Annotated in this window: 29 protein-coding genes and 1 tRNA gene; 21 read left to right on the forward strand and 9 right to left on the reverse strand. The window is 66.4% G+C overall.

Features of this window, described 5'->3' with window-relative positions; all coding sequences use genetic code 11:
- The first annotated feature begins 15 nt into the window (after positions 1-15).
- From ACFC2Y_RS00475 to ACFC2Y_RS00495, 5 genes are all read left to right on the forward strand, one after another.
- Positions 16-183, forward strand: coding sequence for a hypothetical protein (locus ACFC2Y_RS00475; RefSeq protein WP_375173090.1), 168 nt, complete (start codon positions 16-18; stop codon positions 181-183).
- Positions 183-1,367 (forward strand): VWA domain-containing protein, encoded by a 1,185-nt coding sequence (locus ACFC2Y_RS00480; protein WP_375173091.1) that lies wholly within the window; start codon positions 183-185, stop codon positions 1,365-1,367. The genes ACFC2Y_RS00475 and ACFC2Y_RS00480 overlap by 1 nt, the downstream gene beginning before the upstream one ends.
- A 152-nt stretch (positions 1,368-1,519) precedes the next feature.
- Entirely contained in the window at positions 1,520-1,948 is a 429-nt protein-coding gene (locus tag ACFC2Y_RS00485; RefSeq protein ID WP_375173092.1) for an OsmC family protein, read from the forward strand.
- A gap of 53 nt (positions 1,949-2,001) precedes the next feature.
- Positions 2,002-2,688 (forward strand): M48 family metallopeptidase, encoded by a 687-nt coding sequence (locus tag ACFC2Y_RS00490; RefSeq protein WP_375173093.1) that lies wholly within the window; start codon positions 2,002-2,004, stop codon positions 2,686-2,688.
- Between the two features lie 21 nt (positions 2,689-2,709).
- Positions 2,710-3,711 carry an LLM class flavin-dependent oxidoreductase gene (locus ACFC2Y_RS00495; RefSeq protein ID WP_375173094.1) on the forward strand — a complete coding sequence of 334 codons (1,002 nt, stop codon included), beginning with the start codon at positions 2,710-2,712 and terminating at the stop codon, positions 3,709-3,711.
- 103 nt (positions 3,712-3,814) lie between these two features.
- Here the strand turns inward: ACFC2Y_RS00495 and ACFC2Y_RS00500 are convergent, their stop codons facing one another.
- A complete protein-coding gene (locus tag ACFC2Y_RS00500; protein ID WP_375173095.1) occupies positions 3,815-4,360 on the reverse strand; it encodes an RSP_2648 family PIN domain-containing protein in 546 nt (181 codons plus the stop codon).
- The gene (locus tag ACFC2Y_RS00505; RefSeq protein WP_375173096.1) at positions 4,357-5,559 is read right to left on the reverse strand and encodes an RSP_2647 family RNA methyltransferase; all 1,203 of its coding nucleotides are present in this window, start codon (positions 5,557-5,559) and stop codon (positions 4,357-4,359) included. The genes ACFC2Y_RS00500 and ACFC2Y_RS00505 overlap by 4 nt, the downstream gene beginning before the upstream one ends.
- Positions 5,560-5,637: 78 nt before the next feature.
- Between ACFC2Y_RS00505 and ACFC2Y_RS00510 the strand changes: the two genes are divergently transcribed.
- The 5 genes from ACFC2Y_RS00510 to hisH all read left to right on the forward strand — a co-directional run bounded on the left by ACFC2Y_RS00510 (position 5,638) and on the right by hisH (position 9,880).
- The gene (locus tag ACFC2Y_RS00510) at positions 5,638-5,844 is read left to right on the forward strand and encodes a toxin-antitoxin system YwqK family antitoxin (RefSeq protein ID WP_375173097.1); all 207 of its coding nucleotides are present in this window, start codon (positions 5,638-5,640) and stop codon (positions 5,842-5,844) included.
- Positions 5,845-5,922: 78 nt separating this feature from the next.
- The gene (gene edd, locus ACFC2Y_RS00515; protein ID WP_375173098.1) at positions 5,923-7,728 is read left to right on the forward strand and encodes a phosphogluconate dehydratase; all 1,806 of its coding nucleotides are present in this window, start codon (positions 5,923-5,925) and stop codon (positions 7,726-7,728) included.
- A 9-nt stretch (positions 7,729-7,737) separates the two neighbouring features.
- The gene (gene eda / locus ACFC2Y_RS00520) at positions 7,738-8,382 is read left to right on the forward strand and encodes a bifunctional 4-hydroxy-2-oxoglutarate aldolase/2-dehydro-3-deoxy-phosphogluconate aldolase (protein WP_375173099.1); all 645 of its coding nucleotides are present in this window, start codon (positions 7,738-7,740) and stop codon (positions 8,380-8,382) included.
- Positions 8,383-8,592: 210 nt separating this feature from the next.
- A complete protein-coding gene (hisB, locus tag ACFC2Y_RS00525; RefSeq protein ID WP_375173100.1) occupies positions 8,593-9,180 on the forward strand; it encodes an imidazoleglycerol-phosphate dehydratase HisB in 588 nt (195 codons plus the stop codon).
- A gap of 67 nt (positions 9,181-9,247) precedes the next feature.
- Positions 9,248-9,880: an imidazole glycerol phosphate synthase subunit HisH gene (gene hisH / locus ACFC2Y_RS00530; protein WP_375173101.1), complete on the forward strand. Its 633-nt coding sequence runs from the start codon at positions 9,248-9,250 to the stop codon at positions 9,878-9,880.
- Between the two features lie 33 nt (positions 9,881-9,913).
- Here the strand turns inward: hisH and ACFC2Y_RS00535 are convergent, their stop codons facing one another.
- Positions 9,914-10,300 (reverse strand): DUF2147 domain-containing protein, encoded by a 387-nt coding sequence (locus ACFC2Y_RS00535; RefSeq protein ID WP_375173102.1) that lies wholly within the window; start codon positions 10,298-10,300, stop codon positions 9,914-9,916.
- A 115-nt stretch (positions 10,301-10,415) separates the two neighbouring features.
- Here ACFC2Y_RS00535 and hisA point away from each other — a divergent pair, with 115 nt between their 5' ends.
- From hisA to ACFC2Y_RS00560, 5 genes are read left to right on the forward strand one after another with little or no spacing between them, the layout of a single operon-like run.
- Entirely contained in the window at positions 10,416-11,138 is a 723-nt protein-coding gene (gene hisA / locus ACFC2Y_RS00540) for a 1-(5-phosphoribosyl)-5-[(5-phosphoribosylamino)methylideneamino]imidazole-4-carboxamide isomerase (RefSeq protein ID WP_375173103.1), read from the forward strand.
- Between the two features lie 3 nt (positions 11,139-11,141).
- Positions 11,142-11,489 (forward strand): hypothetical protein, encoded by a 348-nt coding sequence (locus ACFC2Y_RS00545; RefSeq protein WP_375173104.1) that lies wholly within the window; start codon positions 11,142-11,144, stop codon positions 11,487-11,489.
- Positions 11,490-11,493: 4 nt separating this feature from the next.
- Positions 11,494-11,778: a hypothetical protein gene (locus ACFC2Y_RS00550; RefSeq protein WP_375173105.1), complete on the forward strand. Its 285-nt coding sequence runs from the start codon at positions 11,494-11,496 to the stop codon at positions 11,776-11,778.
- A gap of 35 nt (positions 11,779-11,813) precedes the next feature.
- Entirely contained in the window at positions 11,814-12,575 is a 762-nt protein-coding gene (hisF, locus tag ACFC2Y_RS00555) for an imidazole glycerol phosphate synthase subunit HisF (protein WP_375173106.1), read from the forward strand.
- A complete protein-coding gene (locus ACFC2Y_RS00560; RefSeq protein ID WP_375173107.1) occupies positions 12,572-12,889 on the forward strand; it encodes a phosphoribosyl-ATP diphosphatase in 318 nt (105 codons plus the stop codon). The genes hisF and ACFC2Y_RS00560 overlap by 4 nt, the downstream gene beginning before the upstream one ends.
- Positions 12,890-12,955: 66 nt before the next feature.
- On the opposite strand, the gene ACFC2Y_RS00565 is transcribed toward ACFC2Y_RS00560, so the two are convergent.
- Positions 12,956-13,429, reverse strand: coding sequence for a CoA-binding protein (locus tag ACFC2Y_RS00565; RefSeq protein WP_375173108.1), 474 nt, complete (start codon positions 13,427-13,429; stop codon positions 12,956-12,958).
- Positions 13,430-13,687: 258 nt separating this feature from the next.
- Complete coding sequence (gene rlmB, locus ACFC2Y_RS00570; RefSeq protein ID WP_375173109.1) at positions 13,688-14,464, reverse strand: 23S rRNA (guanosine(2251)-2'-O)-methyltransferase RlmB; 777 nt, start codon at positions 14,462-14,464, stop codon at positions 13,688-13,690.
- A gap of 146 nt (positions 14,465-14,610) precedes the next feature.
- On the opposite strand from rlmB, the gene ACFC2Y_RS00575 reads away from it, so the two are divergent.
- Positions 14,611-14,694, forward strand: a tRNA-Tyr gene (locus ACFC2Y_RS00575).
- Between the two features lie 43 nt (positions 14,695-14,737).
- Here ACFC2Y_RS00575 and ACFC2Y_RS00580 read toward each other — a convergent pair.
- The gene (locus ACFC2Y_RS00580; protein ID WP_375173110.1) at positions 14,738-15,358 is read right to left on the reverse strand and encodes a hypothetical protein; all 621 of its coding nucleotides are present in this window, start codon (positions 15,356-15,358) and stop codon (positions 14,738-14,740) included.
- A 207-nt stretch (positions 15,359-15,565) separates the two neighbouring features.
- On the opposite strand from ACFC2Y_RS00580, the gene ACFC2Y_RS00585 reads away from it, so the two are divergent.
- Positions 15,566-16,546 (forward strand): zinc-binding alcohol dehydrogenase family protein, encoded by a 981-nt coding sequence (locus ACFC2Y_RS00585; protein ID WP_375173111.1) that lies wholly within the window; start codon positions 15,566-15,568, stop codon positions 16,544-16,546.
- A 15-nt stretch (positions 16,547-16,561) separates the two neighbouring features.
- Here ACFC2Y_RS00585 and ACFC2Y_RS00590 read toward each other — a convergent pair whose 3' ends face one another.
- Positions 16,562-17,137, reverse strand: coding sequence for a hypothetical protein (locus ACFC2Y_RS00590; protein WP_375173112.1), 576 nt, complete (start codon positions 17,135-17,137; stop codon positions 16,562-16,564).
- A 119-nt stretch (positions 17,138-17,256) separates the two neighbouring features.
- Here ACFC2Y_RS00590 and ACFC2Y_RS00595 point away from each other — a divergent pair, with 119 nt between their 5' ends.
- Positions 17,257-18,255: a hypothetical protein gene (locus ACFC2Y_RS00595; protein ID WP_375173113.1), complete on the forward strand. Its 999-nt coding sequence runs from the start codon at positions 17,257-17,259 to the stop codon at positions 18,253-18,255.
- On the opposite strand, the gene ACFC2Y_RS00600 is transcribed toward ACFC2Y_RS00595, so the two are convergent.
- A complete protein-coding gene (locus ACFC2Y_RS00600; protein WP_375173114.1) occupies positions 18,252-18,572 on the reverse strand; it encodes a hypothetical protein in 321 nt (106 codons plus the stop codon). The genes ACFC2Y_RS00595 and ACFC2Y_RS00600 overlap by 4 nt on opposite strands.
- Positions 18,573-18,628: 56 nt before the next feature.
- Here ACFC2Y_RS00600 and ACFC2Y_RS00605 point away from each other — a divergent pair, with 56 nt between their 5' ends.
- Positions 18,629-19,141, forward strand: coding sequence for a DUF2239 family protein (locus ACFC2Y_RS00605; RefSeq protein ID WP_375173115.1), 513 nt, complete (start codon positions 18,629-18,631; stop codon positions 19,139-19,141).
- A gap of 230 nt (positions 19,142-19,371) precedes the next feature.
- Here the strand turns inward: ACFC2Y_RS00605 and ACFC2Y_RS00610 are convergent, their stop codons facing one another.
- Positions 19,372-19,785, reverse strand: a complete 414-nt coding sequence (locus ACFC2Y_RS00610) for a VOC family protein (RefSeq protein ID WP_375173116.1) — start codon at positions 19,783-19,785, stop codon at positions 19,372-19,374.
- Positions 19,786-19,877: 92 nt separating this feature from the next.
- On the opposite strand from ACFC2Y_RS00610, the gene ACFC2Y_RS00615 reads away from it, so the two are divergent.
- The gene (locus ACFC2Y_RS00615) at positions 19,878-21,158 is read left to right on the forward strand and encodes an O-acetylhomoserine aminocarboxypropyltransferase/cysteine synthase family protein (RefSeq protein ID WP_375173117.1); all 1,281 of its coding nucleotides are present in this window, start codon (positions 19,878-19,880) and stop codon (positions 21,156-21,158) included.
- Positions 21,159-21,273: 115 nt separating this feature from the next.
- Entirely contained in the window at positions 21,274-24,324 is a 3,051-nt protein-coding gene (locus ACFC2Y_RS00620) for a hypothetical protein (protein WP_375173118.1), read from the forward strand.
- The last annotated feature ends 106 nt before the right edge of the window (positions 24,325-24,430 follow it).

The raw sequence follows: 24,430 nt of genomic DNA on the forward strand, positions 1-24,430 counted from the left end.
GCGCGGAGGCAAGGCATGATCATCATTCTCGGGGCGCTGATCGGCGCAGTCTTTGGCGGGCTGCGAGCCAGGCGGCGCAAGGGCAAGACCGCGGACATTTTGCAATATGCCGTGGTCCATGCGATTGTCTTTGCACTGATCGCCCTGTTCCTCTCCCTCTTCCTGGACCGCGTGTTTTTCTGATGTTCATTCCCTTCTTCCAGACCCTTCGCGACCATGCCGTGCCCGTCTCGCTACGGGAATACCTGAGCTTTCTGGAGGCGCTGAAGGCGGATCTGATCACGTACGATCCGGAGGGGTTCTATTACCTCGCCCGCTCCGCGATGGTGAAGGACGAACGCAACCTCGACAAATTCGACGTGGCCTTTGCCAAGACCTTCGAGGGGCTGGACCAGATCAGCCTCGACCAGATGCTGGAGAAGGTCGACCTGCCTGCCGACTGGCTGCGGTCGATGGCCGAAAAGCACCTGTCGGAGGAAGAAAAAGCCGAGATCGAGGCGCTTGGCGGCTTTGACAAGCTGATGGAGACGCTGAAGAAGCGGCTGGAGGAGCAGAAGGAACGCCACGAAGGCGGCAACAAGTGGATCGGCACGCGCGGCACCTCTCCCTTCGGCGCGGATGGATACAACCCCGAAGGCGTGCGCATCGGACAGGAGAAATCCCGACACCAGCGCGCGGTGAAGGTCTGGGACAAGCGCGAATTCAAGAACTTCGACGACACGGTCGAACTGGGCACCCGCAACATCAAGGTCGCGCTGAAACGGCTGCGCAAATGGGCGCGGACCGGGGCGCATGAGGAGCTGGACCTGGACGGCACGATCCGCGCGACGGCGGAGCATGGCTATCTCGACGTCAAGGTGCGCCCCGAGCGGCGCAATGCGGTGAAGGTGCTGCTGTTTCTCGATGTCGGCGGCTCGATGGACCCGCATATCAAGGTGGTGGAGGAGCTGTTTTCCGCCGCCAAATCCGAATTCAAGCACTTGGAATATTACTACTTCCACAACTGCCTCTATGAAGGCGTCTGGCGCGACAACAAGCGGCGCTGGACCGAGCAGACCCCGACCTGGGAGGTGCTGCGGACCTACGGGCCGGATTACAAGTGCATCTTTGTCGGCGACGCCTCCATGTCGCCCTACGAGATCGCCTATCCCGGGGGCGCGAACGAGCACTGGAACGAGGAATCGGGCCAGACCTGGCTGGAACGCTGCCGCAACCAGTGGACCTCGAATCTCTGGATCAACCCGGTGCCGGAGAAGTACTGGAGCTATACCCAGTCCATCAAGATGATGCGCGAGATCTTCGAGGACAACATGGTGCCGATGACCCTGGCAGGGTTGGAAAAGGGCATGAAAGAGCTGACCCGTTAGTGGGCTCCGACCGGGAAGCCGCGTTGCAGTCGGGGGCTTAGCCCCGTCCGGCGGACACCCCGGGTGTCTCAAGACAAGAAGAAGACGGCGGCGGGGTTGAAACCGCGGCGCGGCGCGCTCTCCTTTCTTCAGCGCAACTGAAGGAGCGAGAGATGATCAAGAAACATGGTTCAGCGATCTGGAACGGCACGATCAAGGGCGGGTCGGGCACGGTTTCCACGGAATCCGGCGTTCTGGACAAGGCGCAATACGGGTTCAACCAGCGGTTCGAGGGCGAGCCAGGCACCAACCCGGAGGAACTGGTCGGGGCCGCCCATGCCTCCTGCTTCGCGATGGCCTTGTCGCTGCAACTGGAACAGGCGGGAATGGAAGCCGAGGAGCTGTCCGCCAAGTCGACCGTCTATCTCGACAAGGACGACGGCGGGTTTTCGGTGAAGAAGGTTCACCTTGACCTGACGGCGAAGATCCCCGGTGCCGACGAGGCCAAGTTCCACGAGGCGGCGGAGGCAGCGAAGGCCGGTTGCCCGATCTCCAAGCTGCTGGCCGGGGCGGAAATCACGCTGGACGCGACGCTCGCCTGACAATCGTGCGGGCGCGGCTTGTTCAAGGCCGCGCCCTGCCCCATATCGGACCCATGCTGCGTCTGACCCCGATCCTCCTGGCCATTCTCTATGGCATCTTCGCCTGGCACTTTTCGTCCTGGCGGTTGAAGAAGGAGCTGGACCAGAAATCCACCGAACTGGCCGACCCACGGCTGGAGGCCCTGACGCGGAAGATGGCGCAGGCGCTGGACCTGCCGCGTATTCGCGTCCATGTCTACGAAGTTTCGCCGGTCAACGGCATGGCCGTGCCCGATGGCCGCATCTTCCTGACACGCGGTTTTCTCAACAAATACAACGCCGGAGAGGTCACGGCCGAGGAGCTCGCCTCCGTCATCGCGCATGAGCTGGGGCATGTGGCGCTGAACCACACCCGGCGGCGGCTGATCGACTTTTCCGGCCAGAATGCGCTGCGCTCGGCGCTTGGCATGGTGCTGAGCCGGATTTTGCCGGGAATCGGCGGCTGGATCGCCGGGCTGCTGACCTCGCTTCTGGCTGCGCGGCTGTCGCGGTCGGATGAATACGAGGCGGATGCCTATGCGGCGGCGCTGCTGACCAAGGCCGGGATCGGCACGGAACATCAGGTCAGGCTGTTCGAGAAACTGGCCGCGCTGACCGAAACGAACCACGGGGCCGCCCCCGCCTGGCTGCTGTCGCATCCCAAACCGGAAGAGCGGATTGCGGCGATCCGGCGGCTCACCGACGGCTGGACCTCCGGCTGACAAAAGGACAGATTGCAGCCCATGCGCTATTCCCTTCTCGACCTCGCCCCCATTCCCGAAGGCTCCACCGCGCGGGAGGCGATTGCGAATTCCGTCGCCCTCGCCCAGTTCGCGGAAAGCCAAGGCTATCACCGGCACTGGCTGGCGGAGCATCACAATATGCCCGGCATCGCCTCGTCCGCGACCTCCGTCCTGATCGGGCATATCGCCGAGGCGACCTCGCGCATCCGGGTCGGCTCCGGCGGGGTAATGTTGCCCAACCATGCGCCGCTGGTGATCGCGGAACAGTTCGGCACGCTGGCGGAAATTCATGGCGACCGGATCGACCTGGGCCTCGGGCGTGCGCCCGGCACGGATATGGAAACCGCGCGGGCGCTGCGACGGCACATGTCGCAGCAGGATACATTCCCGCATGATGTGCTGGAGCTGATGGCCTATCTCGGCCCGGTCGAGGAAGGCCAGCGGCTGCGCGCGATCCCCGGGGCTGGGACCCGGGTGCCACTGTGGATCCTAGGTTCCTCGCTCTACGGGGCGCAGCTGGCGGCGCATCTGGGGCTGCCCTACGCCTTCGCCTCTCATTTCGCACCGGAGATGCTGGAGGAGGCCGGGGATGTCTATCGCCGCACCTTCCGCCCCTCCGACCACCTGAAGGCACCGCATTTCATGGTGGCGATGAACGTATTTGCCGCCGAGACAGAAGAAGAAGCGGCCTACCACCAGTCCTCCGCCGTTCTGGGCTTTGCCAAGCTGCGCGCAGGCACGCCGGGGCCCTTGCCCAAACCGGTCAAACATCTGGAAGACCACCTGGACCCGTCCTGGATCGCCGCGGCGCAGTCCCGCTTTACCGTCAGCGCCATCGGGTCGGAGGAGATGGTGAAGCGCCAGATCGCCGATATTCTTGAGAAATATCAACCGGATGAGGTGATGGTGAACGCGCAGATCTGGGACCACGCGGCGCGGATCAAGAGCGTTGGGATCGCGGCGCGGGTGCTGCGGCAGCTTGGGGCGGACGGGTCGTTCTGAACTGAGTGGGGCGTTTTGAGGCGCTCTCATCCCGGACTTGATCCGGGATCTCCCGCCGACTGCGTGACGGCAGAGGCCCCGGATCAAGTCCGGGCAGATGCGGCTACGCGGCCTCCAGAGCCTTGCCCAATCGCGGCAGACGAGCCTTCTTCATCAGGCTCCGCAGGGTCCAGTCCTCGGACGACAGGCGCCGCGCCTCGGCCAGGACCCGGTCCGCAACCTCCCGCATCGGACCGGGCCGCGCCTCGAAAAAGCCAAGGAGCAGCGTATCGGGATCGGCGCGGGTCAACCCCTCTTCGGCCAGGATGTTGCGGGGGAAATCCTTGGCATTCATCGTCACGATCCCGTCGCCATGCCCCGCGATCCCCGTGGCGAGCACGTGAATATCAGCCGGGTCCGGTAGCCAAAGCCGCGCTGTCAGACTTTCCGGCGCTGTGATCCGCGCCCGCGGGTAGCGGGCAGTCAGCAGGGCGATCTCGCCCCGCGCCTGGGCCTCCTGCGCCGGGTCGATCCGGGCCGCGGCGCGGGCCCATTCCTCCAGGATGCGGTCCGACCAGAGCGGTGTGTAATACCCCGCCTCCGCCGCCCCGATCAGCACCTCGCGCATGACCGTCGGGTAGAGGACACAGGCATCGAGAACCAGTTTCATAGGCGGAAGGCCAGCGCCTTGAGATAGCCGCTTTCGGCCAGCTGCGGATGCATCGGATGATCCGGCCCGGCAAAGCCCGTGTGTATCAGCTGTGCGGTGCGCCCGGTCTGATGCAGCCCCCGCCCGATCCCGCGGATGCAGGCGGTCCGAAACTTCTCCAGATCCGCCGCATGGGAACAGGAACAGAGCACGAGGTAGCCGCCCGGCGTCACCAGCGGCGCGGCCAGACGGGCGATGCGCTCATAAGCCCTCAGGCCCGCGTCCAGCGCCTTTTTCGACGGGGCAAAGGCAGGCGGGTCGCAGATGACAAGCTCATAGCTTTCACCCTCATCCGCCAGAGCAGTTAGTGTGTCGAAGGCATCGCCCTTGCGGGTGGCGAAACGGTCAGCGACGCCTGACCGGCTGGCCCCCTCTGTCGCCAGGTCCAGGGCGGGTTGCGAGCCATCGACGGCCAAAGCCGACACAGCCCCGCCCGCCAGCGCCGCGAGGGCAAAGCCGCCGACATGCGAGAAGACGTCAAGCACACGTGCATCCCGCGCGAGACCCGCCGCAAAGGCGTGATTTGGCCGCTGATCGAAGAAGAGACCGGTTTTCTGCCCGCCCGTCAGATCCGCCATATAGGTCGCGCCGTTCATCGGCACCGGCACGGGGGCCTCGGGCGCGGTTCCGGCCAGCACGGCGTCGCGGTCGTCCAGCCCCTCCAGCCCCCGTGCCCGGCCGCCCGCGCTTTTCAACACGTTCACGACCCCGGTCACGGCGATCAGCGCCTCGGTGATCTGCTCCAGATGCGCCTCGGCCCAGGCGGCGTTCGGCTGGATCACCGCCGTGTCGCCAAACCGGTCGATGATGACGCCGGGGAAGCCATCGGCCTCCGCATGGACCAGCCGATAGAAGGGCTCATCGTACAGCCGTTCACGCAGCGCCCGCGCGCGGGTGAGTCGCGCCGTAAACCACTCCGGCGTCAGCGCGGTGACATCGGCGCGGTCCAGCACCCGCCCGGCAATGCGCGAGCCGGGGTTGGCGGCGACCAGGGCCAGCGGTTCCCGCCCCGCGTCCTCCAGCACGGCCAAAGAGCCGGGCGCGATCGCCTTGCTCCGGCGGTCGAGGACCAGTTCATTATCATAGACCCAAGGGTAGCCGAATCTGATGCGGCGGGGGTCCATTTTTGGTTTCAAACGAAGCACGGGAAGGTCTGTCATGCCTCCCTCTAGCGCCAATTGGGGCCGCCGGGAAGAGCCGCTCTTGTGGGCACCCTCTGGCAGGGCTAGCCTGATCCCATGGCGACCCCTGTCAAGAAGTTCCACAAGAGCGGCACCCTGCACGCCACCGGCCAGGAAGAGGACGACCTGCCTGTCGGCTACTGGGAATGGTTCCGCGAGGACGGGACCAAAAAGCGCTCCGGCCAATTCGAGCGGGGGGAGCCGCGCGGAGAGTGGATCACCTATGACGCGGCAGGTCGGGTCCATAAGGTGACGCAGCGCTGATGCGGTCCGGACCCGGGCCATGATCCGCATTGTTACCGCTACCATTGCTTGTTAAGAAAGCCGCAGAAGGAGACACCCATGCCGCTCAACCCAGCCATCGAGAAGGTCACCCAGAGGATCATCGCAAGATCGGCTGAGACGCGTGGCCGGTATCTGGACCGTATGACGGCCGCGGCAGAGGCCGGACCCGTGCGGGCGCATCTGAGCTGTGGCAACCAGGCGCATGCCTATGCCGGCGTGCCGGACGATCAGGCGGCGCTGGCGCAGGGCACGGGCGCGAACCTTGGCATCGTGACCGCCTATAACGACATGCTCTCGGCGCATCAGCCGTTTGAACGCTTTCCCGATCTGATCCGGACGGCCGCTCGGGCCAAGGGCGCAACAGCCCAGGTCGCAGGGGGCGTTCCGGCCATGTGCGACGGTGTCACCCAGGGCCAGCCGGGGATGGAGCTTTCGCTTTTTTCCCGTGATGTCATTGCCTTGTCCGCCGGAGTTGCCCTGTCACATAATTGTTTTGATGCAGCGCTTTACCTTGGCGTCTGTGACAAGATCGTGCCTGGCCTCGTCATGGCGGCGGCGACCTTCGGCCATATCCCGGCGGTCTTCCTGCCCGCGGGTCCGATGCCCTCCGGCCTGCCGAACGACGAAAAGGCCAAGGTCCGCCAACAATTCGCCGCCGGAGAGATCAGCCGGGACGAGTTGATGGCGGCGGAGATGGCGTCGTACCATTCACCGGGGACCTGTACCTTCTACGGCACCGCCAATTCCAACCAGATGTTGATGGAATTCATGGGGTTGCACCTGCCCGGCGCGTCCTTTGTGAACCCCAATACACCGCTGCGCGACGCGCTGACCGTGGCCGGGGTGGAGCGCGCGATGGAGATCACGGCGCTTGGCAATGACTACCGGCCTGCGGGTCGCGTGCTCGACGAAAAGGCCTTCGTCAACGGGATCGTCGGGCTGATGGCCACGGGCGGGTCGACCAACCTTGTGCTGCATATGCCGGCCATGGCGCGGGCCGCGGGCGTGCTGATCGAAACCGAAGACTTTGATGAAATTTCGGCCGCTACACCGTTGATGGCAAAGGTTTATCCGAACGGGTTGGCGGACGTTAACCATTTCCACGCCGCCGGGGGCCTTGGCTATATGATCGGAGAGTTGCTCTCCGCCGGGTTATTGCATGAGGATACGCTGACCATCGCGCAGGGGGGACTTACGGCGTACGCCAAGGAACCGAAGCTCACAGATGGCCGTCTGACCTATTCCGACGGCGCCCGAGTTTCGGAGAACGATCGCATTCTGCGCCCGCCCTCCGATCCGTTCCAGGCAACGGGCGGGTTGAAGCTGCTGCAGGGCAACCTCGGCGCGGGGATCATGAAGGTCTCTGCCGTGACGCCGGAGCGGCATGTGATCGAGGCGCCCGCCCGGATCTTTGACGATCAGGAGGCGGTGAAGGCGGCCTTCAAGGCGGGGGAATTCACCTCTGACACTGTGGTTATCGTTCGGTTTCAGGGACCTAAGGCCAACGGGATGCCGGAACTGCACTCCCTGACCCCGACGCTGTCTGTCCTGCAGGACCGTGGCCTGAAGGTCGCCCTGCTGACCGATGGCCGGATGTCCGGTGCCTCCGGCAAGGTGCCCGCCGCCATCCATGTCTCGCCCGAAGCGGCGGAGGGCGGTCCCCTGTCGCGCCTGCGGGACGGCGACATGATCCGTGTCGACGCTGTGAGTGGCAAGATCGACGTGCTGACCGAAGGCGCGCTGGACCGCGCGCCGGAGCAGCCCGATCTGTCCGCCAACAAGTTCGGCATCGGTCGCGAGCTCTTTGAGGTTTTCCGCCAGAATGCAGGCCCGGCCACGACCGGCGCCGCCAATGTCGTTTAAGGTGAAGGTATGCCCATAACCCCTGAAGAAGCCAGCGTTTCCAGCGAGAGGCTGTGCCGCACGGCCCCGGTCATCCCGGTGCTGGTGGTCGACCAGATCGCTCATGCGCAACCCCTGGCCGCGGCGCTGGTCGCCGGCGGGTTGCCGGTGCTGGAGGTGACGTTGCGCACCCCCGTGGCTCTGGACGTGATCCGCGAGATGGCCAAGGTGCCGGGCGGGATCGTCGGGGCGGGCACGATCCTGACCCCCGCGGACGTGGAGCGCGCATTGGAAGCGGGGGCAACCTTCGGCGTCTCGCCCGGGGCGACGGACCGCCTGCTGGACGCGGCGGAGGAGATGGGCCTGCCCATGCTGCCCGGCGCCGCCACGGCGAGCGAGGCGATGCGCCTGCTGGAACGCGGCTACCGGGTGCAGAAGTTCTTTCCGGCAGAGGCCGCGGGCGGGGCCAAGGCGTTGAAATCCCTGGCCTCTCCGATCCCTCAGATCTTGTTCTGTCCCACGGGAGGGGTGACCCCCGGCAATGCTGCGGACTACCTGTCCTTGCCCAACACCGCCTGCGTCGGCGGTTCCTGGGTGGCACCGAAAGACAAGGTCGAAAGCGGCGACTGGGCCGGGATCGAGGCGCTGGCGCGGAAGGCGGCGGCGCTGGCCTGATACTCCTCCGCATCCTCTCACCTGCCGTCCTCCTCGGGCTCGCCCCGAGGATCTAATGACTCCCGAAGCGGCATATGGTCGGAGGTCCTCGGACCCAGCCCCCAGATGCACGGAAGTCGCGCCCTCAACTGGATTTTCCCGTCCGCGCGGCTTTCGCTTGGCCCGCCGCCCAGCCCGCCCTATACAGCCGCCAAAACCACCGGAGGCCCCATGCGCAGCGCCAAGATCAGCCGCAAGACCGCAGAGACCGAAATCGACGTGAGCCTGACCCTCGACGGGACGGGCCGCTACGCCATGGAAACGGGCGTCGGTTTCTTTGACCATATGCTGGATCAGCTGGCCCGGCATTCGCTGATCGACATGGACGTACGCTGTAAGGGTGATCTGCATATCGACGACCACCACACGGTGGAGGACGTGGGGATCGCCATTGGACAGGCCCTGACCCAGGCCCTTGGCGATAAACGCGGAATCCGGCGTTACGGGTCCTGCCTGCTGCCGATGGACGACGCGCTGGTGCGGTGTGCGCTGGACCTGTCGGGGCGGCCTTTCCTAGTCTGGAACGTCGATCTGCCGGCAGCAAAGATCGGCAGTTTCGACACCGAACTGGTGCGCGAGTTCTTCCAGGCGCTTGCCACGCACGGCGGGATCACCCTGCATGTGGACATGCTGCACGGGGTGAATTCGCACCATATCGCCGAGGCGGTGTTCAAATCCGTGGCCCGCGCCCTGCGCGAAGCCGTCGAAACCGACCCGCGCAAGGGCGATGCGATACCGTCGACAAAGGGAACGCTCTGACGCGCGAGCCTCCGGCGGGGATATTTCGGGCAAAAAGAAAGCCGGGCCGAGGTTCGGGGAGACGACCATGCTGACCGTTCTGATTGATTATGAAAGCGGCAACCTGCATTCCGCCGAAAAGGCCTTTCAGCGCATGGCGCGGGAGGTCGATGCCGGCGAGGTGATCGTGACCGACCGGGCGGAGGATGTGCTGCGCGCCGACCGGATCGTCCTGCCTGGCGACGGGGCCTTTCCGGCCTGCGCCAAGGCGTTGAAAGGGCGGGAAAACCTTTACGGCGCTCTGCGAGAAATGGTGGAGGTTAAGGCGCGGCCCTTTCTGGGGATCTGCGTCGGCATGCAGCTGATGGCGCGGGTCGGGCATGAATATGAGGAAACGCCGGGCCTGGGCTGGATCGACGGCGAAGTGTCGCGGATCCGGGCCGAGGGGCGCAAGGTGCCGCATATGGGCTGGAACGATCTGGTGATCGACCGGCCCCACCCCGTGTTGGAGGGGATCGAGACCGGGCGCCACGCCTATTTCGTGCATTCCTACCAGATGGAGGTCGCCGCGCCCGATCAGCTGTTGGCGCATGTGGAGTATGGCCATCCGGTGACCGCCATCGTCGGACGCGACACCATGGTCGGTACCCAGTTCCATCCGGAAAAGAGCCAGGAGACCGGCCTCAGGCTGATCGCAAATTTTCTCAGCTGGGCGCCATGAGGCAAGCCCCGGCCTCGCGCCGGGGCCTCCCGCTCAGTTGATCCGGCCCCAGGTCTGGCTGGAACAGAACAGGCCACCGGCGACACACCCCTTCATTTTCAGAGAGTTGCCGTTAAGCTCCAGCTTGCCGAGGTAGATCTTGTTGTTCGAGGGCCGCCAGACTTTGCCTTCGTATTTCCCGCCCCCGGCCGGCTTCATCTCCCGGATGAGCTGCTTGCCGATATTGGCGCTCTTGTATTCGCCGCTGGCGTTGAACGTCCGGGTAATGGTGCCGCAGAACCCGCTTCCGCAGGGCGCGATCTTGACATGGGCATAGGCCCCATCGTCCTCCTGGGTCTTCCAGGTGCCTTCGACCGGGTCGGCCCAGGCGGCGCCGGCGGACAGGGCCAGGGCGGCGAGTGTCAGGATTGTCTTGCGCATTTTGGTTTCTCCCAATGGTTACCGCGATGTTGCCGCCGGTCATGCGCTGCTGCAAGTGAAGGTTGCAAGTCTCGTGACGTCATGCATAACCGCGCCGAACAGGAAAGGCCGCGACATGATCCTCTACCCCGCCATTGATCTCAAGGACGGTCAGGCCGTCCGCCTCCTCAAAGGGGACATGGAGAAGGCCACGGTCTTCAACGACGATCCCGCAGCGCAGGCCATGGCCTTTGTCGAGGCGGGCTGCGAATGGCTGCATCTGGTGGATCTGAACGGGGCCTTCGCGGGCGCGCCGGTCAATGCCGCGCCGGTGGAGGCGATCCTGGAGCGGACCAAGGTGCCCGCGCAACTTGGCGGTGGCATCCGCGACATGGCAACGATCGAGACCTGGCTGTCCAAGGGGTTGGCCCGGGTGATCCTGGGCACGGTGGCGGTGGAGAACCCCGCGCTGGTGCGCGAGGCGGCCAAGGCATTTCCCGGTCAGGTGGCCGTGGGGATCGACGCCCGCGACGGCCGCGTCGCGACCAAGGGCTGGGCGGAAGAAACCGATGTCATGGTCATCGACCTCGCCCGGTCGTTCGAGGATGCGGGCGTGGCCGCCATCATCTACACCGACATCAACCGCGACGGCGCGATGCAGGGGCCGAATATCCCCGCCACGGCGGCGCTGGCCAAGGCTGTGTCGATCCCGGTGATCGCCTCGGGCGGTGTCTCCTCCCTCGCCGATCTCACCGCGCTGCGCGACTGTGGTGCGCCGCTCAACGGGGCCATCTCGGGCCGCGCGCTCTATGACGGGGCGCTGGATCTGCGCGCCGCGCTTGCCGAACTGAAGGGCTGAGCCATGGGCGCAAAGGAAATCATCCAGGTCCTGCTGATCCTTGTTCCGCTGGCCTGCTGGCTTTCCGCCCCGCGCATGCAGAGCCGCGCGGCCTTCTGGATCCTGCGGGTCGGCGGGCTGCTGTTTGCCGTGGCGATGGCGCTTGCGGTCCTGGCCGAAACGCTTTGCGGCGGGTCGCTGTCGGGGGGGATCGGCCCCTGCGCGGCCGGGCTGACGGGGCTTTTTCAGTTGATCGGCCCGATCCTGCTGACGCTGGTGGCCTCGATGCTGTCGGTCGGGCCGCTCCTTCTGATCGCGGCGCTGCTGATCGAGGCGGTGCACAGATACCGACAGGGCACGGGCGAAGGCTAAGACCATGTATCGCGGGTTCGTCATCCTCTGCGCCGTGCTGATCCTGATCTGTCTCATGCCGCTCTTCGGTGTGCTCTGGTCCAGCTGGTTCGCCAACCGGCACGGCTGCACGCTGAACGAGGCCGCGCGCCACCCCTGCGTGGTCAATGGCACGGACTGGGGCGACTGGCTGGCGGCGGCCTTCGTGTCGGGCTGGTTCATGCTGCTCACCCTGCCCGTCGCGGCCCTCATCCTGGGCGCGCTGATCCTGGTCACGGTCATCCGGTGGATTCGCCGCGCACGGCAGTGATTGCGCCGCCCCGCGCCCCGGCCTAGAAGAGCATCATGTTAAAGACCCGTATCATCCCCTGCCTCGACGTGGCTGACGGCCGCGTGGTCAAAGGCGTGAATTTCGTCGACCTGCGCGATGCGGGCGATCCCGTGGATGCCGCCCGCGCCTATGATGCTGCCGGTGCGGATGAGCTCTGCTTTCTCGACATCCACGCCACGCACGAAAATCGGGGCGTGATGATGGATGTGGTCACCCGCACGGCCGAGCACTGCTATATCCCGCTGACCGTCGGCGGCGGCGTGCGGACGGTGCAGGACGTGCGCAACCTGCTGCTGGCGGGGGCGGACAAGGTCTCGTTCAACTCTGCCGCCGTGGCCAACCCCGATGTGGTGGCCGACGCCGCGGATCATTTCGGCTCGCAATGCATCGTCGTGGCCATCGACGCCAAGACGGTCTCCCCCGGCAAGTGGGAGATCTTCACTCATGGTGGCCGCAAGCCCACGGGCATCGACGCGGTGGAGTTCGCGCGTCTGGTGGCGTCCAAGGGCGCCGGGGAGATTCTGCTGACCTCGATGGATCGCGACGGCACGCGCGCCGGGTTCAACCTGCCGCTGACCCGCGCCATTTCCGACGCGGTCGAGGTGCCGGTGATCGCCTCCGGCGGCGTCGGCACGCTGGATCACCTGGTCGAGGGCGTGACCGAGGGCGGCGCCTCTGCCGTGCTGGCGGCCTCGATCTTCCATTTCGGCGACTATTCCATCCGCGAGGCCAAAGACCACATGGCCGCCGCAGGCATCCCGATGAGGCTGGAATGAGCATTCTCGACCAACTCTCCGCCACGATCGAGGCCCGCAAGGGCGCCGATCCGGACACCTCCTGGACGGCCAAGCTGCTGTCCAAGGGACCGGAGAAATGCGCCGAGAAGTTCGGCGAAGAGGCCGTCGAGGCGGTGATCGAGGCAGTGAAGGGCGACCGCGCCGCGCTGACCTCCGAGGCCGCCGATGTGCTCTACCACCTGCTGGTCATGCTGGCCGCGCGCGATGTGAGCCTTGCGGAAGTGCTGGCGGAATTGGAGCGCCGTGAAGGCACCTCCGGCATCGTGGAAAAGGCCGCGCGTCCGCAGACCTGACATTCTTTTTGCTGAAAATATCTCGGGGAGGCGCCGCAGGCGACGGGGCAGAGCCCCTGCCCGGTTTCACAATTTCGACGAGATCACACCGGTATTGAACCCGCCCATGCGCAGCTCTCCGAAGAGGCGCTGGTATTCGATCTTGGGACAGCGGTTCATCACCACATCGACGCCGCGCGCCCGCGCCGTCTCTGCCGCCTGCTCGTGGACAACACCGATCTGCATCCAGATCGTTTTCAGGTCGGGGAACTGCTCCAGCGCCTCATCGACGATCGGCGGGACGGCCTCCGACCGGCGGAAGATATCGACCATGTCCACCGGTTCCGTGATGTCGGAAAGGGAGGCGCGTACGGTCTGGCCAAAGAGCTGAGCACCCGCGTGGCCCGGGTTGACCGGGATCACCGTAAACCCTTTCAGACCGAGGTAGCGCGCCACGTAATAGCTGGGCCGCACCGGGTTCATCGACACGCCGACCACGGCGATCACCCTGGTGCGTCGCAGGATTTTTGTCAGATGGGCGTCGGTGTAGTCTTCGGTCATGCAATCACCCTAGCCGATGCCCCTGCCGCCGCAACGGGAAAGCGGCGGTGTGAGGGGGCAAAAAAGAACGCCCGGGACAAGCCCGGGCGTAGTACGGAACGAGGGACAGTGAAAGGAAGCACCGGAGTTCCGGTCCAGCGCTTCTCGACTTCATGTAGGAAGTCAGGGACAATGTGACGAGAGCTTGTAATACGAATGTGAAGACTTCATTAACGGAAGAGCCTTATCCACAGGAAATCGGTCCGGCGCGGGCGCGGCCTATCTGGGCCGCACGGCATAGAGGGCCACGGCCGCCGCGTTGGAGACATTGAGCGAGCCGAAATCCCCCGCAAAATCAATGCGCACCAGGGCGTCGCAGGTCTCCTTGGTCTTGGGGCGAAGCCCCGGACCTTCGGCCCCCAGGACCAGGGCAATCGGGCGATCCAGCTTGCCTTCCACGGCCTCTTCCAGGGTGCCCTCCGCCTCGCCGTCCAGCCCGAAGACCAGATAGCCCATGGACCTCAGCTCCTCCATCGTGTCGGCCAGGTTACGGACGCGCAGATAGGGCTGCCGTTCCAGCGCGCCGGAGGCGGTCTTGGCCAGGGCGCCGGTCTCGGGCGCCGCATGGTGACGCATGCCGATCACCGCCAAAGCGCCAAAGACCTCCGCCGAGCGCAGGATGGCGCCAACGTTATGCGGGTCCGTCACCCGGTCCAGCAGCACCACACGCGGCGGGCGCCCATCCCCGAGGCAGCGGTCGGCGACCTGCCCCCAGTCCAGCGGTTTCACCTCCAGCGCTGCGCCCTGATGGACAGACTGCGGGTCGATCGGGGCGGAAAACCGGCGGGGATCGGCCATTTCCGGCTCCATTCCGGCCGTGGCGATGGCATCGGCCAGCTTGTCGGCGGCGTTCTTGGTCACGATCAGGCGCAGCTTTTCCCGCGCGGGGTTGACCAGCGCATCCCGCACGGCGTGCAGGCCGAAGAGCCAGACGGTTTCCTCTGCCGCGGCCTTCTTGCCGCGCTCTTTTTCAACGACCCATTTCGGCTTCTTCATGACCATCCCCTGCGGCTGACCCGACACGCCCTATCATCCCGCGCGGCCCGAGGCGAGAGCACGGGTGGATTTCCTGTTGACGCCCCCGGGCGGCCTTAGTAATCACCCCCTCACGATCCGCCCCGGGCCCGGCCCGGAGCCTGATCGGGCGACGAGCTGCAAGGTGCGGCAGCGGACTGTAACTCCGCCGGGGAGACCCATGCCTGGTTCGATTCCAGGGTCGCCCACCACTCCCCCGCATCTCGCAATGATCAGGGCCACCCCGGCCCACGTTCAGAAATCCTGACGGAACGGTTCGTTGTTGGCCCAGGCTTGGCGGTCCATCACGATCGGCAACTCGCCGACATTCACCGCCCAGGTGTCGATGATGAACTCCTGGCCCGTGTCCCGCTGAAAGATGGACGAGACCGTATGCGGCCAAAAGCGTCTAGTCATCGGCCCGATGGTCACGCGTTGACCCTGCTGGTGATAGCGCATCAGCCCGGCGTCGTCGAAGAGAGCGAGGTAGACCGCGGCGTTGACCATCTCGTCGACGCAGTCCTGCGAATTGCCGGAAAGCTGCAGCGCGGAAAAGGCCTCATCGGTGTCATAGCCGGTCTTGGCGCCGACGATCACCTCGATCCGGCGCAGGGACTCGGCCAGGGCCCGGCGCTCCTCCCCGGCGGATCTGGGTCGGCGGGCGAAGGGGGCGCGGACATGGCGCCATTCAGCGGGGCTGAGGGCGACCGCGACGCGTTTGGCACAGCCGATGTCGCCGCAGACATGGAAGGCCTCGGGGCGCGGGTCGGCCACGCCAAAACTCATTCTGGCATGTTCGAGGGAGCCTCTGGGCATATCGCAGCCCGCCAGCAGGGCAAGGGACAGCAATGCGGTCAATACTGCGGATCGGGTCATCGGCACGGCCTCCTGAAAGCGAGTTTAGCGAAAGCCGTGAGAAGGCCAAGCTTACCACACGGCAAACAGGGCCGGATGTGGGGTGGCGGCCACAACTGCGCCTATCACCGCCCTGATGGCCCGACAGACAGGGTATTGACCCGTCGGTAAAATCGAGGTTGCACGCCCCTGCCCGACCGCGCATTCTGCCTTCCGGGAGGACTGCCAATGTTTATGAAAGCCGCTGCCCAGCACGGGGCCGGTGTCGATATACGCGAGGTGCCACGCCCCACCCCCGGCCCCAATGATGTGTTGACACGCAATCACACTGCAGCCTTGAACCGTGCCGATCTGGGCATGGCGGCGGGCCATGCCCATGGGGCGGCCGGTGGCGCAGGCACGGTCTTGGGCCTCGAATGGGCCGGAGAGGTGGTGGAGGTCGGCGCCAATGTCACCCGCTACAAACCCGGCGACCGGGTCATGTGTTCGGGCCTTGGGGGCTTTGCCGAATATGGCGTGGCGGATCAGCGGCGCGTCTTCCCCCTGCCCGGCGGCAATCTCGGCTGGCGCGAGGCGGCGACGCTGTCGGTCGCGCTCAGGACCATGCACGACGCGCTGGTGTTGAACGGGCATCTCACCCCGGGCCAGTCGGTTCTGGTGCTGGGGGCCTCCTCCGGCGTCGGCCTCATGGGGATGCAGATCGCGCAGCACATGGGGGCGGAGGTGGTCCTCGGCTCCTCCACCACGCCGGAGCGGCGCAAGCGACTGTCGGAGTTCGGGGCGACCGGCACCGTGGACACCAGCGCCGAGGGCTGGTCGGCCCAGGTTCTGGATGCCACCGGCGGCGCGGGCGTCGATCTGGTGATCGACATGCTCTCTGGTCCTGGAACCAACGAAACCATGCGCGCAACGCGGATCGGCGGGCGCATCGTGAATGTCGGGCGGCTTGCGGGCATGCGGGCGGAGTTCGACTTCGACCTGCACGCGCTGCGCCGCATCCAGTACATCGGCGTCACCTTCCGGACCCGCAGTGTGGATGAGGTCGAGGTGATCTCCAAGGCCGTGGAACGCGACCTCTGGGGGGCGCTGGAGGCGGGGAAGCTCACTCTGCCGATAGACCGTGTCCTGCCGCTGGACAAAGCGCAGCAGGCGCTGGACGAGATGGCCGCGAACGCGCATTTCGGCAAGATCGTTCTGGAGTGCCAGTGACGGCCCGATGATGGCTTAGGGCAACAGCACCTGCGCCCGCTGAAACGTCGCGCTGTCGGTGGTCAGATCGTCATAGGTGACCCCCACGGTCACGCTCTGCACCGATCCGAGCGGATAGCTGCGGTAGATCACGGCGTCGGGTGTAATCGCATTGGGCGTTGCGGTGTTGTCCAGGCAGGGTGGCATATCCCAGATCTCGGGCGTGCCGCCGTTGATGGACAGGCTCATCCCCGCGAGGCCGCAGCGCCAGGACAGGATCTGGGTGACATAGACCAGGTCCTTGCCGTCGTATTCCCGCACCGCCACCCAGGAGCCCTTGGTCGCGGTCAGGATCGGCTTGACCTCCACCGCGGTGGTGAACCTGCCAGAGGGCACCTGCGGCTCCGCCACGATGGCCGGGGTGGCGGGGCTCATCGGCGAGCCGGGCGCATTCGGGGCGTTTGGCGAGTTCGGAGAGTTCGGCGCATTGGGGGTCGCAGGGCTGGCCGGGGCGGTCGTGGTCGTGATCCGCTGAGGCGTCGGCGGCTCCCCCGGCTCTCCGGGCATGCCCAGCATGGCCAAGGCGACGATGGTCCAGACCCAGAAAAACATGAGCACCTACCTGACAAGACAGGGCCGCCACAGACGCGGCCTTTCCCTTGCCATTATCTTTGCTAGGGTCGACAAGACCAAGCATTGATTTTTGCAAGGCCATCAAGGGTATCGGGGGCATGACCAACAGGGACGCGGGACAGGCGGGGCCGAATATCGTGATCGTGGGGCAGTCCGGGCGGCTGCAATACGAGGCGGTGATCTTTGCCGCCTCCCTCTTTGCCAACAGCCCCCAGACCCCGCGCCTGTTTGTTGCCGAACCGCAGCCCGGCCCGCTCTGGCCCAAATTGCCGGAGATGAGTGCCGAGGTCCGGGACCTGCTGGAGGAGATGGGCGCGACCCTCCTGCCCTTCGAGAGCCGCCATTTCGGCCACGCCTACCCTTATGGCAACAAGATCGAGGCGCTGCTGGCCCTGCCCGAAGGCGAGCCCTTCATCTTTTTCGACACCGATACGCTGATCCTCGACAGTCTGACCCGGGTGCCTTTCGACTTCGACCGCCCCGGGGCCTCACTGCGGGTCGAAGGGACATGGCCGCAAATCGAGCTTTATGGTCCGGGCTATACGCAGATCTGGCGGTCGCTCTATGACAGGTTCGGCCTGGATTTCGAGGCCTCGCTGGACCTGACGCAGCCGGATGAGTTCTGGCGCCGCTACCTCTATTTCAACGCCGGGTATTTCTTCTACCGCTGCCCGCGCGTCTTCGGTCAGCGGTTCCTCGACTATGCACTGACCATCCGTGACGACCCGCCGAGGGAGCTGATCGGCCAGCAGATGACCCCCTGGCTGGATCAGGTGGCCCTGCCGCTGGTGATCTCCTCCTTAGGGGGCGGGCGCGATGCGCTGCCGCCGGGGCTGCTTGACGGCGAGGTCAGCTGCCACTACCGGGTGCTGCCGCTGCTTTATGCGCGGGAAAGCGACCGGGTGGTGGAGGTCCTGGAAGAGGTGACGGCGCCACAGCGTATCAAGCGGGTTCTGAAGGGCTACGATCCGGTCAAGCGCACGGTCTTTCAGGGGCGCGGGCACAAGGTGCGGGCGATGTTCGACCGCGATAACCTGCCCCGCCGGGAACAGGCTATCCGCAACCGGATCAAGCGCGAAGGCTACTGGATGCGCTAGGCCTCGATCGGGGTCGCTCCCAGTTCGGCGCACCAATGGGCCCGCCGGTCCTTGATCGCGTCCTGCCGTGCCAGCGGGCCGAGGCTGTCGTCCAGGGTTTCCAGCGGTTCGATGGTCAGGGTGCCGTCATAGGCCGCCTGCATCCCCTTGGTGCGGCAATCCCCGAGTTTCAGGGTGAAGCCCAGGCGGTTCTCGATCGCCTTCAGGTCCGCGGTCACCCCGACCCAGGCCGCGCCACCCGTGCGGGCAACGTAGACCGTCCATTCTGTATCCCGCTCTTTCCAGGCCATGCGGGCGGCGCGTTTGTCGATTGCCATGGCAGACTCCTTTCGCGCCGGTTGACCATATTTTTACCCGGGTGTAAATAGCACGGATGACAGAGACATTCACAGCCTTCGCCGGCCCCCGTGTCGTGGCGCGCGGAACGCGGGGTGCCCTCGCCCGCGCCCTGATCGACCGGAGCGAAACAAACGTTCTGATCTTCTCAGACGAGACAGGCCGGGAAACCGACCTCGACCTCTCTGGCGGGGCGGAGGCCGTGGCCGCCCGTTACCCCGACCGCGTGGGCCGCGGTCGGCCCAAGCTGGGCGTCGTCGCGCGGGAGGTGACCCTGCTGCCGCGCCACTGGGACTGGCTTGCGACACAGCGCGGCGGCGCCTCGGCCACATTGCGGCGGCTGGTGGAGGCGGCCAGCCGGGGCGACGACAGCGCCCTGCGTCGGGATGCGGCCTATCGCTTCTGTTCCGCCATCGCAGGCGACCTGCCCGGGTTCGAGGAGGCGATGCGCCAGCTCTACTCCGGGGATACGGAGGCGTTTGGGGCGGCTATCGCGGAGTGGCCGGGAGATATAAGCGGGCACGCGCTGTGGCTGGCGGGGGCGGAATGAGCCTGGAGACGCATATTGCCACGCCAGATGCGGGTCGGCGCTGCCCCCTCTCGTCGATTGCGAGCGATCGACTGCCAGGCGACGGGCGTTGCCGCCGGGCGGGACCGACGTCCGATGTCCCAAATGGAATGACGGCGTCCGTACATTCTGCGCGGACGGAGGCCATTACGTAGGGTGCGTGCTTGCACGCACCGCCCGACCCGGCACCATGGTGCGTGCGAGCACGCACCCTACGTCGCGAACAGCCCCGCGAAATCCTTGAACCCCTTGATCTCGATCGGGTTTCCCGAAGGGTCGCGGAAGAACATCGTCCATTGCTCCCCCGGCTCCCCCTCGAACCGGACAGAAGGCGGCAGGACAAACTCCGTCCCCGCCGCGCTCAGTCGGTCCGCCATCTCGCGCCAGGTATCCAGCGGCAGCACGAGGCCCAGGTGCGGCATGGGCACCATGTGATCGCCGACCTTGCCCGTGTTCGTCGTCTCGAAGGGCGTGCCGAGGTGGAGCGAGAGCTGATGGCCGAAGAAATCGAAATCGACCCAGGTCTCGGTGCTGCGCCCCTCCGTCGCGCCCAGGACACCGCCATAGAAGGCGCGGGCCGCGTCCAGGTCGGTGACGTGATAGGCGAGGTGAAATGGCGGGTTCATGCGCGGTCCTTTCGGTGGAAGCTTGAGGGGCAAGCTGCGATCCCGTAAGCCTTTTGGCAAGCCCCGAACCGGGGCGCCACAGGGAGGTTTACATGGCATACGGTTTCGACACTCTGCAGATCCACGCGGGCGCCCGCCCCGATCCGGCCACCGGCGCCCGTCAGACGCCGATCTATCAGAGCACGGCCTATGTGTTTCGGGATGCGGATCACGCGGCGGCGCTCTTCAACCTGCAGGAAGTGGGCTATATCTATTCCCGCCTGACCAACCCGACCGTCGCCGTTCTGCAGGAACGTGTGGCAACGCTGGAGGGCGGTGCAGGCGCGGTCTGCTGCTCCTCGGGTCATGCGGCGCAGATCATGGCGCTCTTCCCGCTGATGGGGCCGGGCAAGAACGTGGTCGTCTCCACCCGGCTTTACGGCGGGTCGATCACCCAGTTCAGCCAGACGATCAAGCGCTTCGGCTGGTCGGCCACCTTCGTGGACTTCGACGATCTTGACGCGGTCAAGGCGGCCATCGACGAGGACACGCGCGCGGTCTTCTGCGAATCCATCGCAAACCCGGGCGGCTACATCACCGATCTCGACGCCATCGCGGCGGTCGCGGATGCGGCGGGCCTGCCGCTGATCGTCGATAACACCTCGGCCACGCCCTACCTCTGCCGTCCGATCGACCATGGCGCCACGCTGGTTGTGCATTCCATGACCAAGTTCCTGACCGGCAACGGCACGGTCACCGGTGGCGTCGTGGTGGATTCGGGCAAGTTCGACTGGTCCGCCAGCGACAAGTTCCCCTCGCTCAGCCAGCCGGAACCCGCCTATCACGGGCTCAAGTTCCACGAAACCTTCGGCCCCCTGGCCTTCACCTTCCACGGCATCGCCATCGGGCTGCGCGATCTCGGCATGACGCTGAACCCGCAGGCGGCGCATTACACGCTCATGGGGATCGAGACGCTGTCGCTGCGGATGGAGCGGCATGTGGAGAACGCAGTCAAAGTCGCCAAATGGCTGGAGAACGACCCGCGCGTCGATTACGTGACCTATGCGGGGCTCGACAGTTCCTCTTACAAGGGCCGTGTCGCCAAGATCTGTCCCAAGGGCGCGGGCGGGCTTTTCACCTTTGCGCTGAAGGATGGCTACGAGGCCTGCGTGAAGCTGGTGGACGCGGTGGAGATCTTCTCCCACGTGGCCAACCTGGGCGATACGCGGTCGCTGATCATCCATTCGGCCTCCACCACGCACCGGCAGCTGACGCCAGAGCAGCAGAAGGCCGCCGGTGCCGCGCCGGAGGTGGTGCGCGTGTCGATCGGGATCGAGAACGCAGAGGACCTGATCGCAGATCTGGATCAGGCGCTCACGAAGGCGTGCGGATGACCGCTACAGTCCGTTTCGTGATCGCCTTGTGCTTTTCCTCGCGGTAACGGTGCTATAGCATCCAGCAAACTCCGGGGAGGCGTCCGCGCCTCCTCTCACGTCAATTGTCGGGACCATGAAACCGAATTTCGCGCTGATCTTGTCGATGGACGGCATTGCCCTGCTGCAACGGTCGTCCCCGGGCTGGGCCCTTGTCGGCGAGGCTTATCCAGATAGTCCTGACCTGGCCAAGGACATGGCCAGGCTGCGCGATGCGGCGGACCGCCTTGCCCCCGGCGAGGCGCAGTTCAAGGTCGTCATTCCGAACGATCAGATCCGCTATCTCTCCATCCCCGCAGGGCCTGCCGACCCCGCGGCGCGGCAACAGGCCGTGGAGCAGGCGCTGGACGGGGCGACGCCCTATGCGCTGGACGAGCTGGTGATCGACCATTCGGTCGCGGGGGATCAGTTGCAGATCGCGGCCGTGGCCACCGAAACCCTGCAGGAAGCCGATGATTTCGCACGGAGTTTTGGGTTCACCCCGGTCTCCTTCGCGGCGATGCCGGAGGGGCGCGAGTACACGGGCGAGCCGTTTTTCGGCACCGCCCATGACGTGCCCGACGATATCGAGATCGAACCCGATGTGACCGCGATCCGCGTCTCCGGACGGGTCAAGGTGCCGCCGACTCCGGCCGAGCCCCCGGTGGAAGAGGTGGCCGAGACGACGACGGCGACTTCCGACGCCCCTGCAAAAGATGCCACCGACGAAACCGCGCAAAGCCCCGCGGAAGAAACCCCGGTTGAGACGACCGGCGGGAGCGACGAAGACAGCGGCCCCGTCTCCTTCAGCAGCCGACGGGCCACGGCGGAGGCGGGCGCGGCCACCGGCGCAGAGGCACCGCTGAAAATCACCCGCCCCGCAGAGCCGCGCAATGACGCGCCGCGGATCACCTTTGCGCCGCCGGAGGCGGGCAAGGCCCCTGCGCCGGTCGTCATGCCCCCCCGCGACATCAACCCCGAGGAATTGTCGGACAGCCTGAAGTCCGACGCGCCCTCGGCGGACAGCCCTTCGGGCAAACCGCGTTTCGCCGCCGTCCTGGCGGCTGGGTCCGGGGTATCTACCCGTGTCCGTACCGCCCTGGCCGACCGCCGCGCAGCGCGGGCCGAGAAACGGGCCAAGGCGCAGGCGGAACGGGAGGAGGCCGCACGGATCAAGGCCGAGGAGGCCGCCGCCGCCGAAGCCGCCGCGCAGGATGCGCTGAGCAAGGCGGAACCGCCCGCCCCCGCTGAGCCTGCCCCCGCCGCCCCGACGCCCGCGCCGAAGCCCGAGGGAAAGGCAGACGCGAAAGCGGACAAGCCGCCCAAACGCAAGGGCCGCAAGGGCAAGGACAAGCCCACACCGCCCACCGATACGCCGATCGCCCCGCCACAGGCGGAGCCGACGCTGACAGTCATGCCCGCCCCCTCGGACACCGAAACCCGCGGCGGGGATCGCCGCCCCGGCGCGCTGACCGCCGAGGAGCGCAAGGCCGAGGAAGAACGGCTGACCGTGTTCGGGGCGCGCAATGCCACCTATGACCCTGGGCGCGGCGGCTCGATCGGGGTGGTTGTCGCGGTGGTGGCGGCCATTCTGGTCGTCGGGTCCGTCGCCTGGGCGGCGCTGTTCAGCGATGCCTCGCTGTCGGCCCTCTTCGGGCGCCCGGACAGCACGCTGGAGGAGGTCGCGGTTGCCCCGGAGGAGGCGCCGACAGAAAGCTTCGTTCCGCCCGCTCCGGGGGATGACACGGCCGCGGATGGTCCGGAGACGGCAGAGGATCGCGCCGTCCAGGCCGCCCTGCAGGAAAGCGCGGCAGAGCCCGAAGCACCTGCCGCCGAGGCCCCCGTGGAGGAAGAGCCCCCCGCCGAGGACACGGCAACGGCGGAGGAGCCTGTATCCCCGCTGATCGTGACCGAAGCCGTGACCGAGGAGCCGCCTGCCTCAGAGACGACCGCCAGTGATGAGCGCCCCGGTAACGGAAGCACCCCGGACGAGGGCACCGTCGAGGAGACCACCACCGCCGAGGAGGAGGCGCGGTACGCCGCCTCCGGCATCTGGCAGGACTCGCCCGAGGGGATCGCCTCCTCCGGGTCCGGCACGGCATCGCCCGGCACGGACAGCGCGACGGATTCCGATGCGCCGCCGACGCGCGGCCCCTCTGTCTCTCTCGCCGCGCTCAGCCCCGATGCCCGCCCCGCGCCCCCGGCCCCGCCGCCGGTCTTCGGGCAGCGGTTCGACATGGACGAGCGCGGGCTGGTGATTCCGACCGAGGATGGCGCGATGACCCCCTCGGGTATCATGGTTTTTGCCGGCGATCCGCCCGTTGTGCCGCCCCCCCGCCCGGGAGAGGCACTGGAGCCCGAGCCGACGGAAGACGCCCAGCCAGAAGCTGAGGCCACACCAGAGGCCACGTCGGAGACGACGCCCGAGACCGCGCCAGAGGCCGAGACCACCGAAGAGCCCCCCTCGGACGCGCAGTTGACCGAGGAACCCCAACCGGGGGCCGAGGCCGAACCGGACCCGCGGTTTGCCCTGGTCCGCCCGCGCCTGCGGCCCGGCACCTCCGACCAGACCACCGAAAGCGCAACGAGCGAAGAGGCCGCGTCGGACGATGTGGAACTGGCCAGCGCCGCTTCGCTCGCCTCCGGCGCCGTGCGGTCGGACGAGCAGGGCACCGCGCTGATCGAGGATGAGGAGCGCGCCTCCATCGCCGCGGGTCTGGCCTCCGGCGCCGACGCGGTGCGCGAGGCCGAGGAACAGAGCGAGGCCGAGGCGGCAGCCGACGGGATCGAGCCCGCCTTCATTGCCCTGCGGCCGATCCAGCGCCCGGGCAACATCGGCGAACTGGCCGCCGCCGCCCGCGCCACACCCGAACCGCCCCCGGCCATCGCGCCATCCGGGCCGACGGCGGTGTCCGTGGCCCGGCAGGCAACCGTGCGCAACGCACTGGACCTGACGGAGGTGAACCTGATCGGTGTCTACGGCCAGCCCTCCGACAGGAGGGCTTTGGTTCGTCTGGCCAATGGCCGGTACCGAAAGGTCCAGGTCGGTGACCGGATCGACGGCGGGCGGGTGCTGGCTATCGGCGAGGACACGCTGCGCTACCGCAAGGGCAACCAGAACCTGACCCTGAACATGCCGAGCGGCTGAGGGCCATGGCGGTTTGAGATGAAGATCGCCTGCGGCGATCTGCCTCCGGCGGGAGTATTTTGGGAAAGATGAAGCCGGGGGACAGGTCGGCGGGGCACGCGGCGGA

Origin of the sequence: Pseudooceanicola sp., assembly GCF_041987405.1 — a bacterium.
Classification (GTDB): Bacteria; Pseudomonadota; Alphaproteobacteria; order Rhodobacterales; family Rhodobacteraceae; genus Pseudooceanicola.

Bases quoted from the DNA above. Each gene is read 5' to 3' on its own strand.
- ACFC2Y_RS00475 (WP_375173090.1), top strand. From the start codon at position 16: ATGATCATCATTCTCGGGGCGCTGATCGGCGCAGTCTTTGGCGGGCTG.
- ACFC2Y_RS00480 (WP_375173091.1), top strand. From the start codon at position 183: ATGTTCATTCCCTTCTTCCAGACCCTTCGCGACCATGCCGTGCCCGTC.
- ACFC2Y_RS00485 (WP_375173092.1), top strand. From the start codon at position 1,520: ATGATCAAGAAACATGGTTCAGCGATCTGGAACGGCACGATCAAGGGC.
- ACFC2Y_RS00490 (WP_375173093.1), top strand. From the start codon at position 2,002: ATGCTGCGTCTGACCCCGATCCTCCTGGCCATTCTCTATGGCATCTTC.
- ACFC2Y_RS00495 (WP_375173094.1), top strand. From the start codon at position 2,710: ATGCGCTATTCCCTTCTCGACCTCGCCCCCATTCCCGAAGGCTCCACC.
- ACFC2Y_RS00500 (WP_375173095.1), bottom strand. From the start codon at position 4,360: ATGAAACTGGTTCTCGATGCCTGTGTCCTCTACCCGACGGTCATGCGC.
- ACFC2Y_RS00505 (WP_375173096.1), bottom strand. From the start codon at position 5,559: ATGACAGACCTTCCCGTGCTTCGTTTGAAACCAAAAATGGACCCCCGC.
- ACFC2Y_RS00510 (WP_375173097.1), top strand. From the start codon at position 5,638: ATGGCGACCCCTGTCAAGAAGTTCCACAAGAGCGGCACCCTGCACGCC.
- edd (WP_375173098.1), top strand. From the start codon at position 5,923: ATGCCGCTCAACCCAGCCATCGAGAAGGTCACCCAGAGGATCATCGCA.
- eda (WP_375173099.1), top strand. From the start codon at position 7,738: ATGCCCATAACCCCTGAAGAAGCCAGCGTTTCCAGCGAGAGGCTGTGC.
- hisB (WP_375173100.1), top strand. From the start codon at position 8,593: ATGCGCAGCGCCAAGATCAGCCGCAAGACCGCAGAGACCGAAATCGAC.
- hisH (WP_375173101.1), top strand. From the start codon at position 9,248: ATGCTGACCGTTCTGATTGATTATGAAAGCGGCAACCTGCATTCCGCC.
- ACFC2Y_RS00535 (WP_375173102.1), bottom strand. From the start codon at position 10,300: ATGCGCAAGACAATCCTGACACTCGCCGCCCTGGCCCTGTCCGCCGGC.
- hisA (WP_375173103.1), top strand. From the start codon at position 10,416: ATGATCCTCTACCCCGCCATTGATCTCAAGGACGGTCAGGCCGTCCGC.
- ACFC2Y_RS00545 (WP_375173104.1), top strand. From the start codon at position 11,142: ATGGGCGCAAAGGAAATCATCCAGGTCCTGCTGATCCTTGTTCCGCTG.
- ACFC2Y_RS00550 (WP_375173105.1), top strand. From the start codon at position 11,494: ATGTATCGCGGGTTCGTCATCCTCTGCGCCGTGCTGATCCTGATCTGT.
- hisF (WP_375173106.1), top strand. From the start codon at position 11,814: ATGTTAAAGACCCGTATCATCCCCTGCCTCGACGTGGCTGACGGCCGC.
- ACFC2Y_RS00560 (WP_375173107.1), top strand. From the start codon at position 12,572: ATGAGCATTCTCGACCAACTCTCCGCCACGATCGAGGCCCGCAAGGGC.
- ACFC2Y_RS00565 (WP_375173108.1), bottom strand. From the start codon at position 13,429: ATGACCGAAGACTACACCGACGCCCATCTGACAAAAATCCTGCGACGC.
- rlmB (WP_375173109.1), bottom strand. From the start codon at position 14,464: ATGAAGAAGCCGAAATGGGTCGTTGAAAAAGAGCGCGGCAAGAAGGCC.
- ACFC2Y_RS00580 (WP_375173110.1), bottom strand. From the start codon at position 15,358: ATGACCCGATCCGCAGTATTGACCGCATTGCTGTCCCTTGCCCTGCTG.
- ACFC2Y_RS00585 (WP_375173111.1), top strand. From the start codon at position 15,566: ATGTTTATGAAAGCCGCTGCCCAGCACGGGGCCGGTGTCGATATACGC.
- ACFC2Y_RS00590 (WP_375173112.1), bottom strand. From the start codon at position 17,137: ATGTTTTTCTGGGTCTGGACCATCGTCGCCTTGGCCATGCTGGGCATG.
- ACFC2Y_RS00595 (WP_375173113.1), top strand. From the start codon at position 17,257: ATGACCAACAGGGACGCGGGACAGGCGGGGCCGAATATCGTGATCGTG.
- ACFC2Y_RS00600 (WP_375173114.1), bottom strand. From the start codon at position 18,572: ATGGCAATCGACAAACGCGCCGCCCGCATGGCCTGGAAAGAGCGGGAT.
- ACFC2Y_RS00605 (WP_375173115.1), top strand. From the start codon at position 18,629: ATGACAGAGACATTCACAGCCTTCGCCGGCCCCCGTGTCGTGGCGCGC.
- ACFC2Y_RS00610 (WP_375173116.1), bottom strand. From the start codon at position 19,785: ATGAACCCGCCATTTCACCTCGCCTATCACGTCACCGACCTGGACGCG.
- ACFC2Y_RS00615 (WP_375173117.1), top strand. From the start codon at position 19,878: ATGGCATACGGTTTCGACACTCTGCAGATCCACGCGGGCGCCCGCCCC.
- ACFC2Y_RS00620 (WP_375173118.1), top strand. From the start codon at position 21,274: ATGAAACCGAATTTCGCGCTGATCTTGTCGATGGACGGCATTGCCCTG.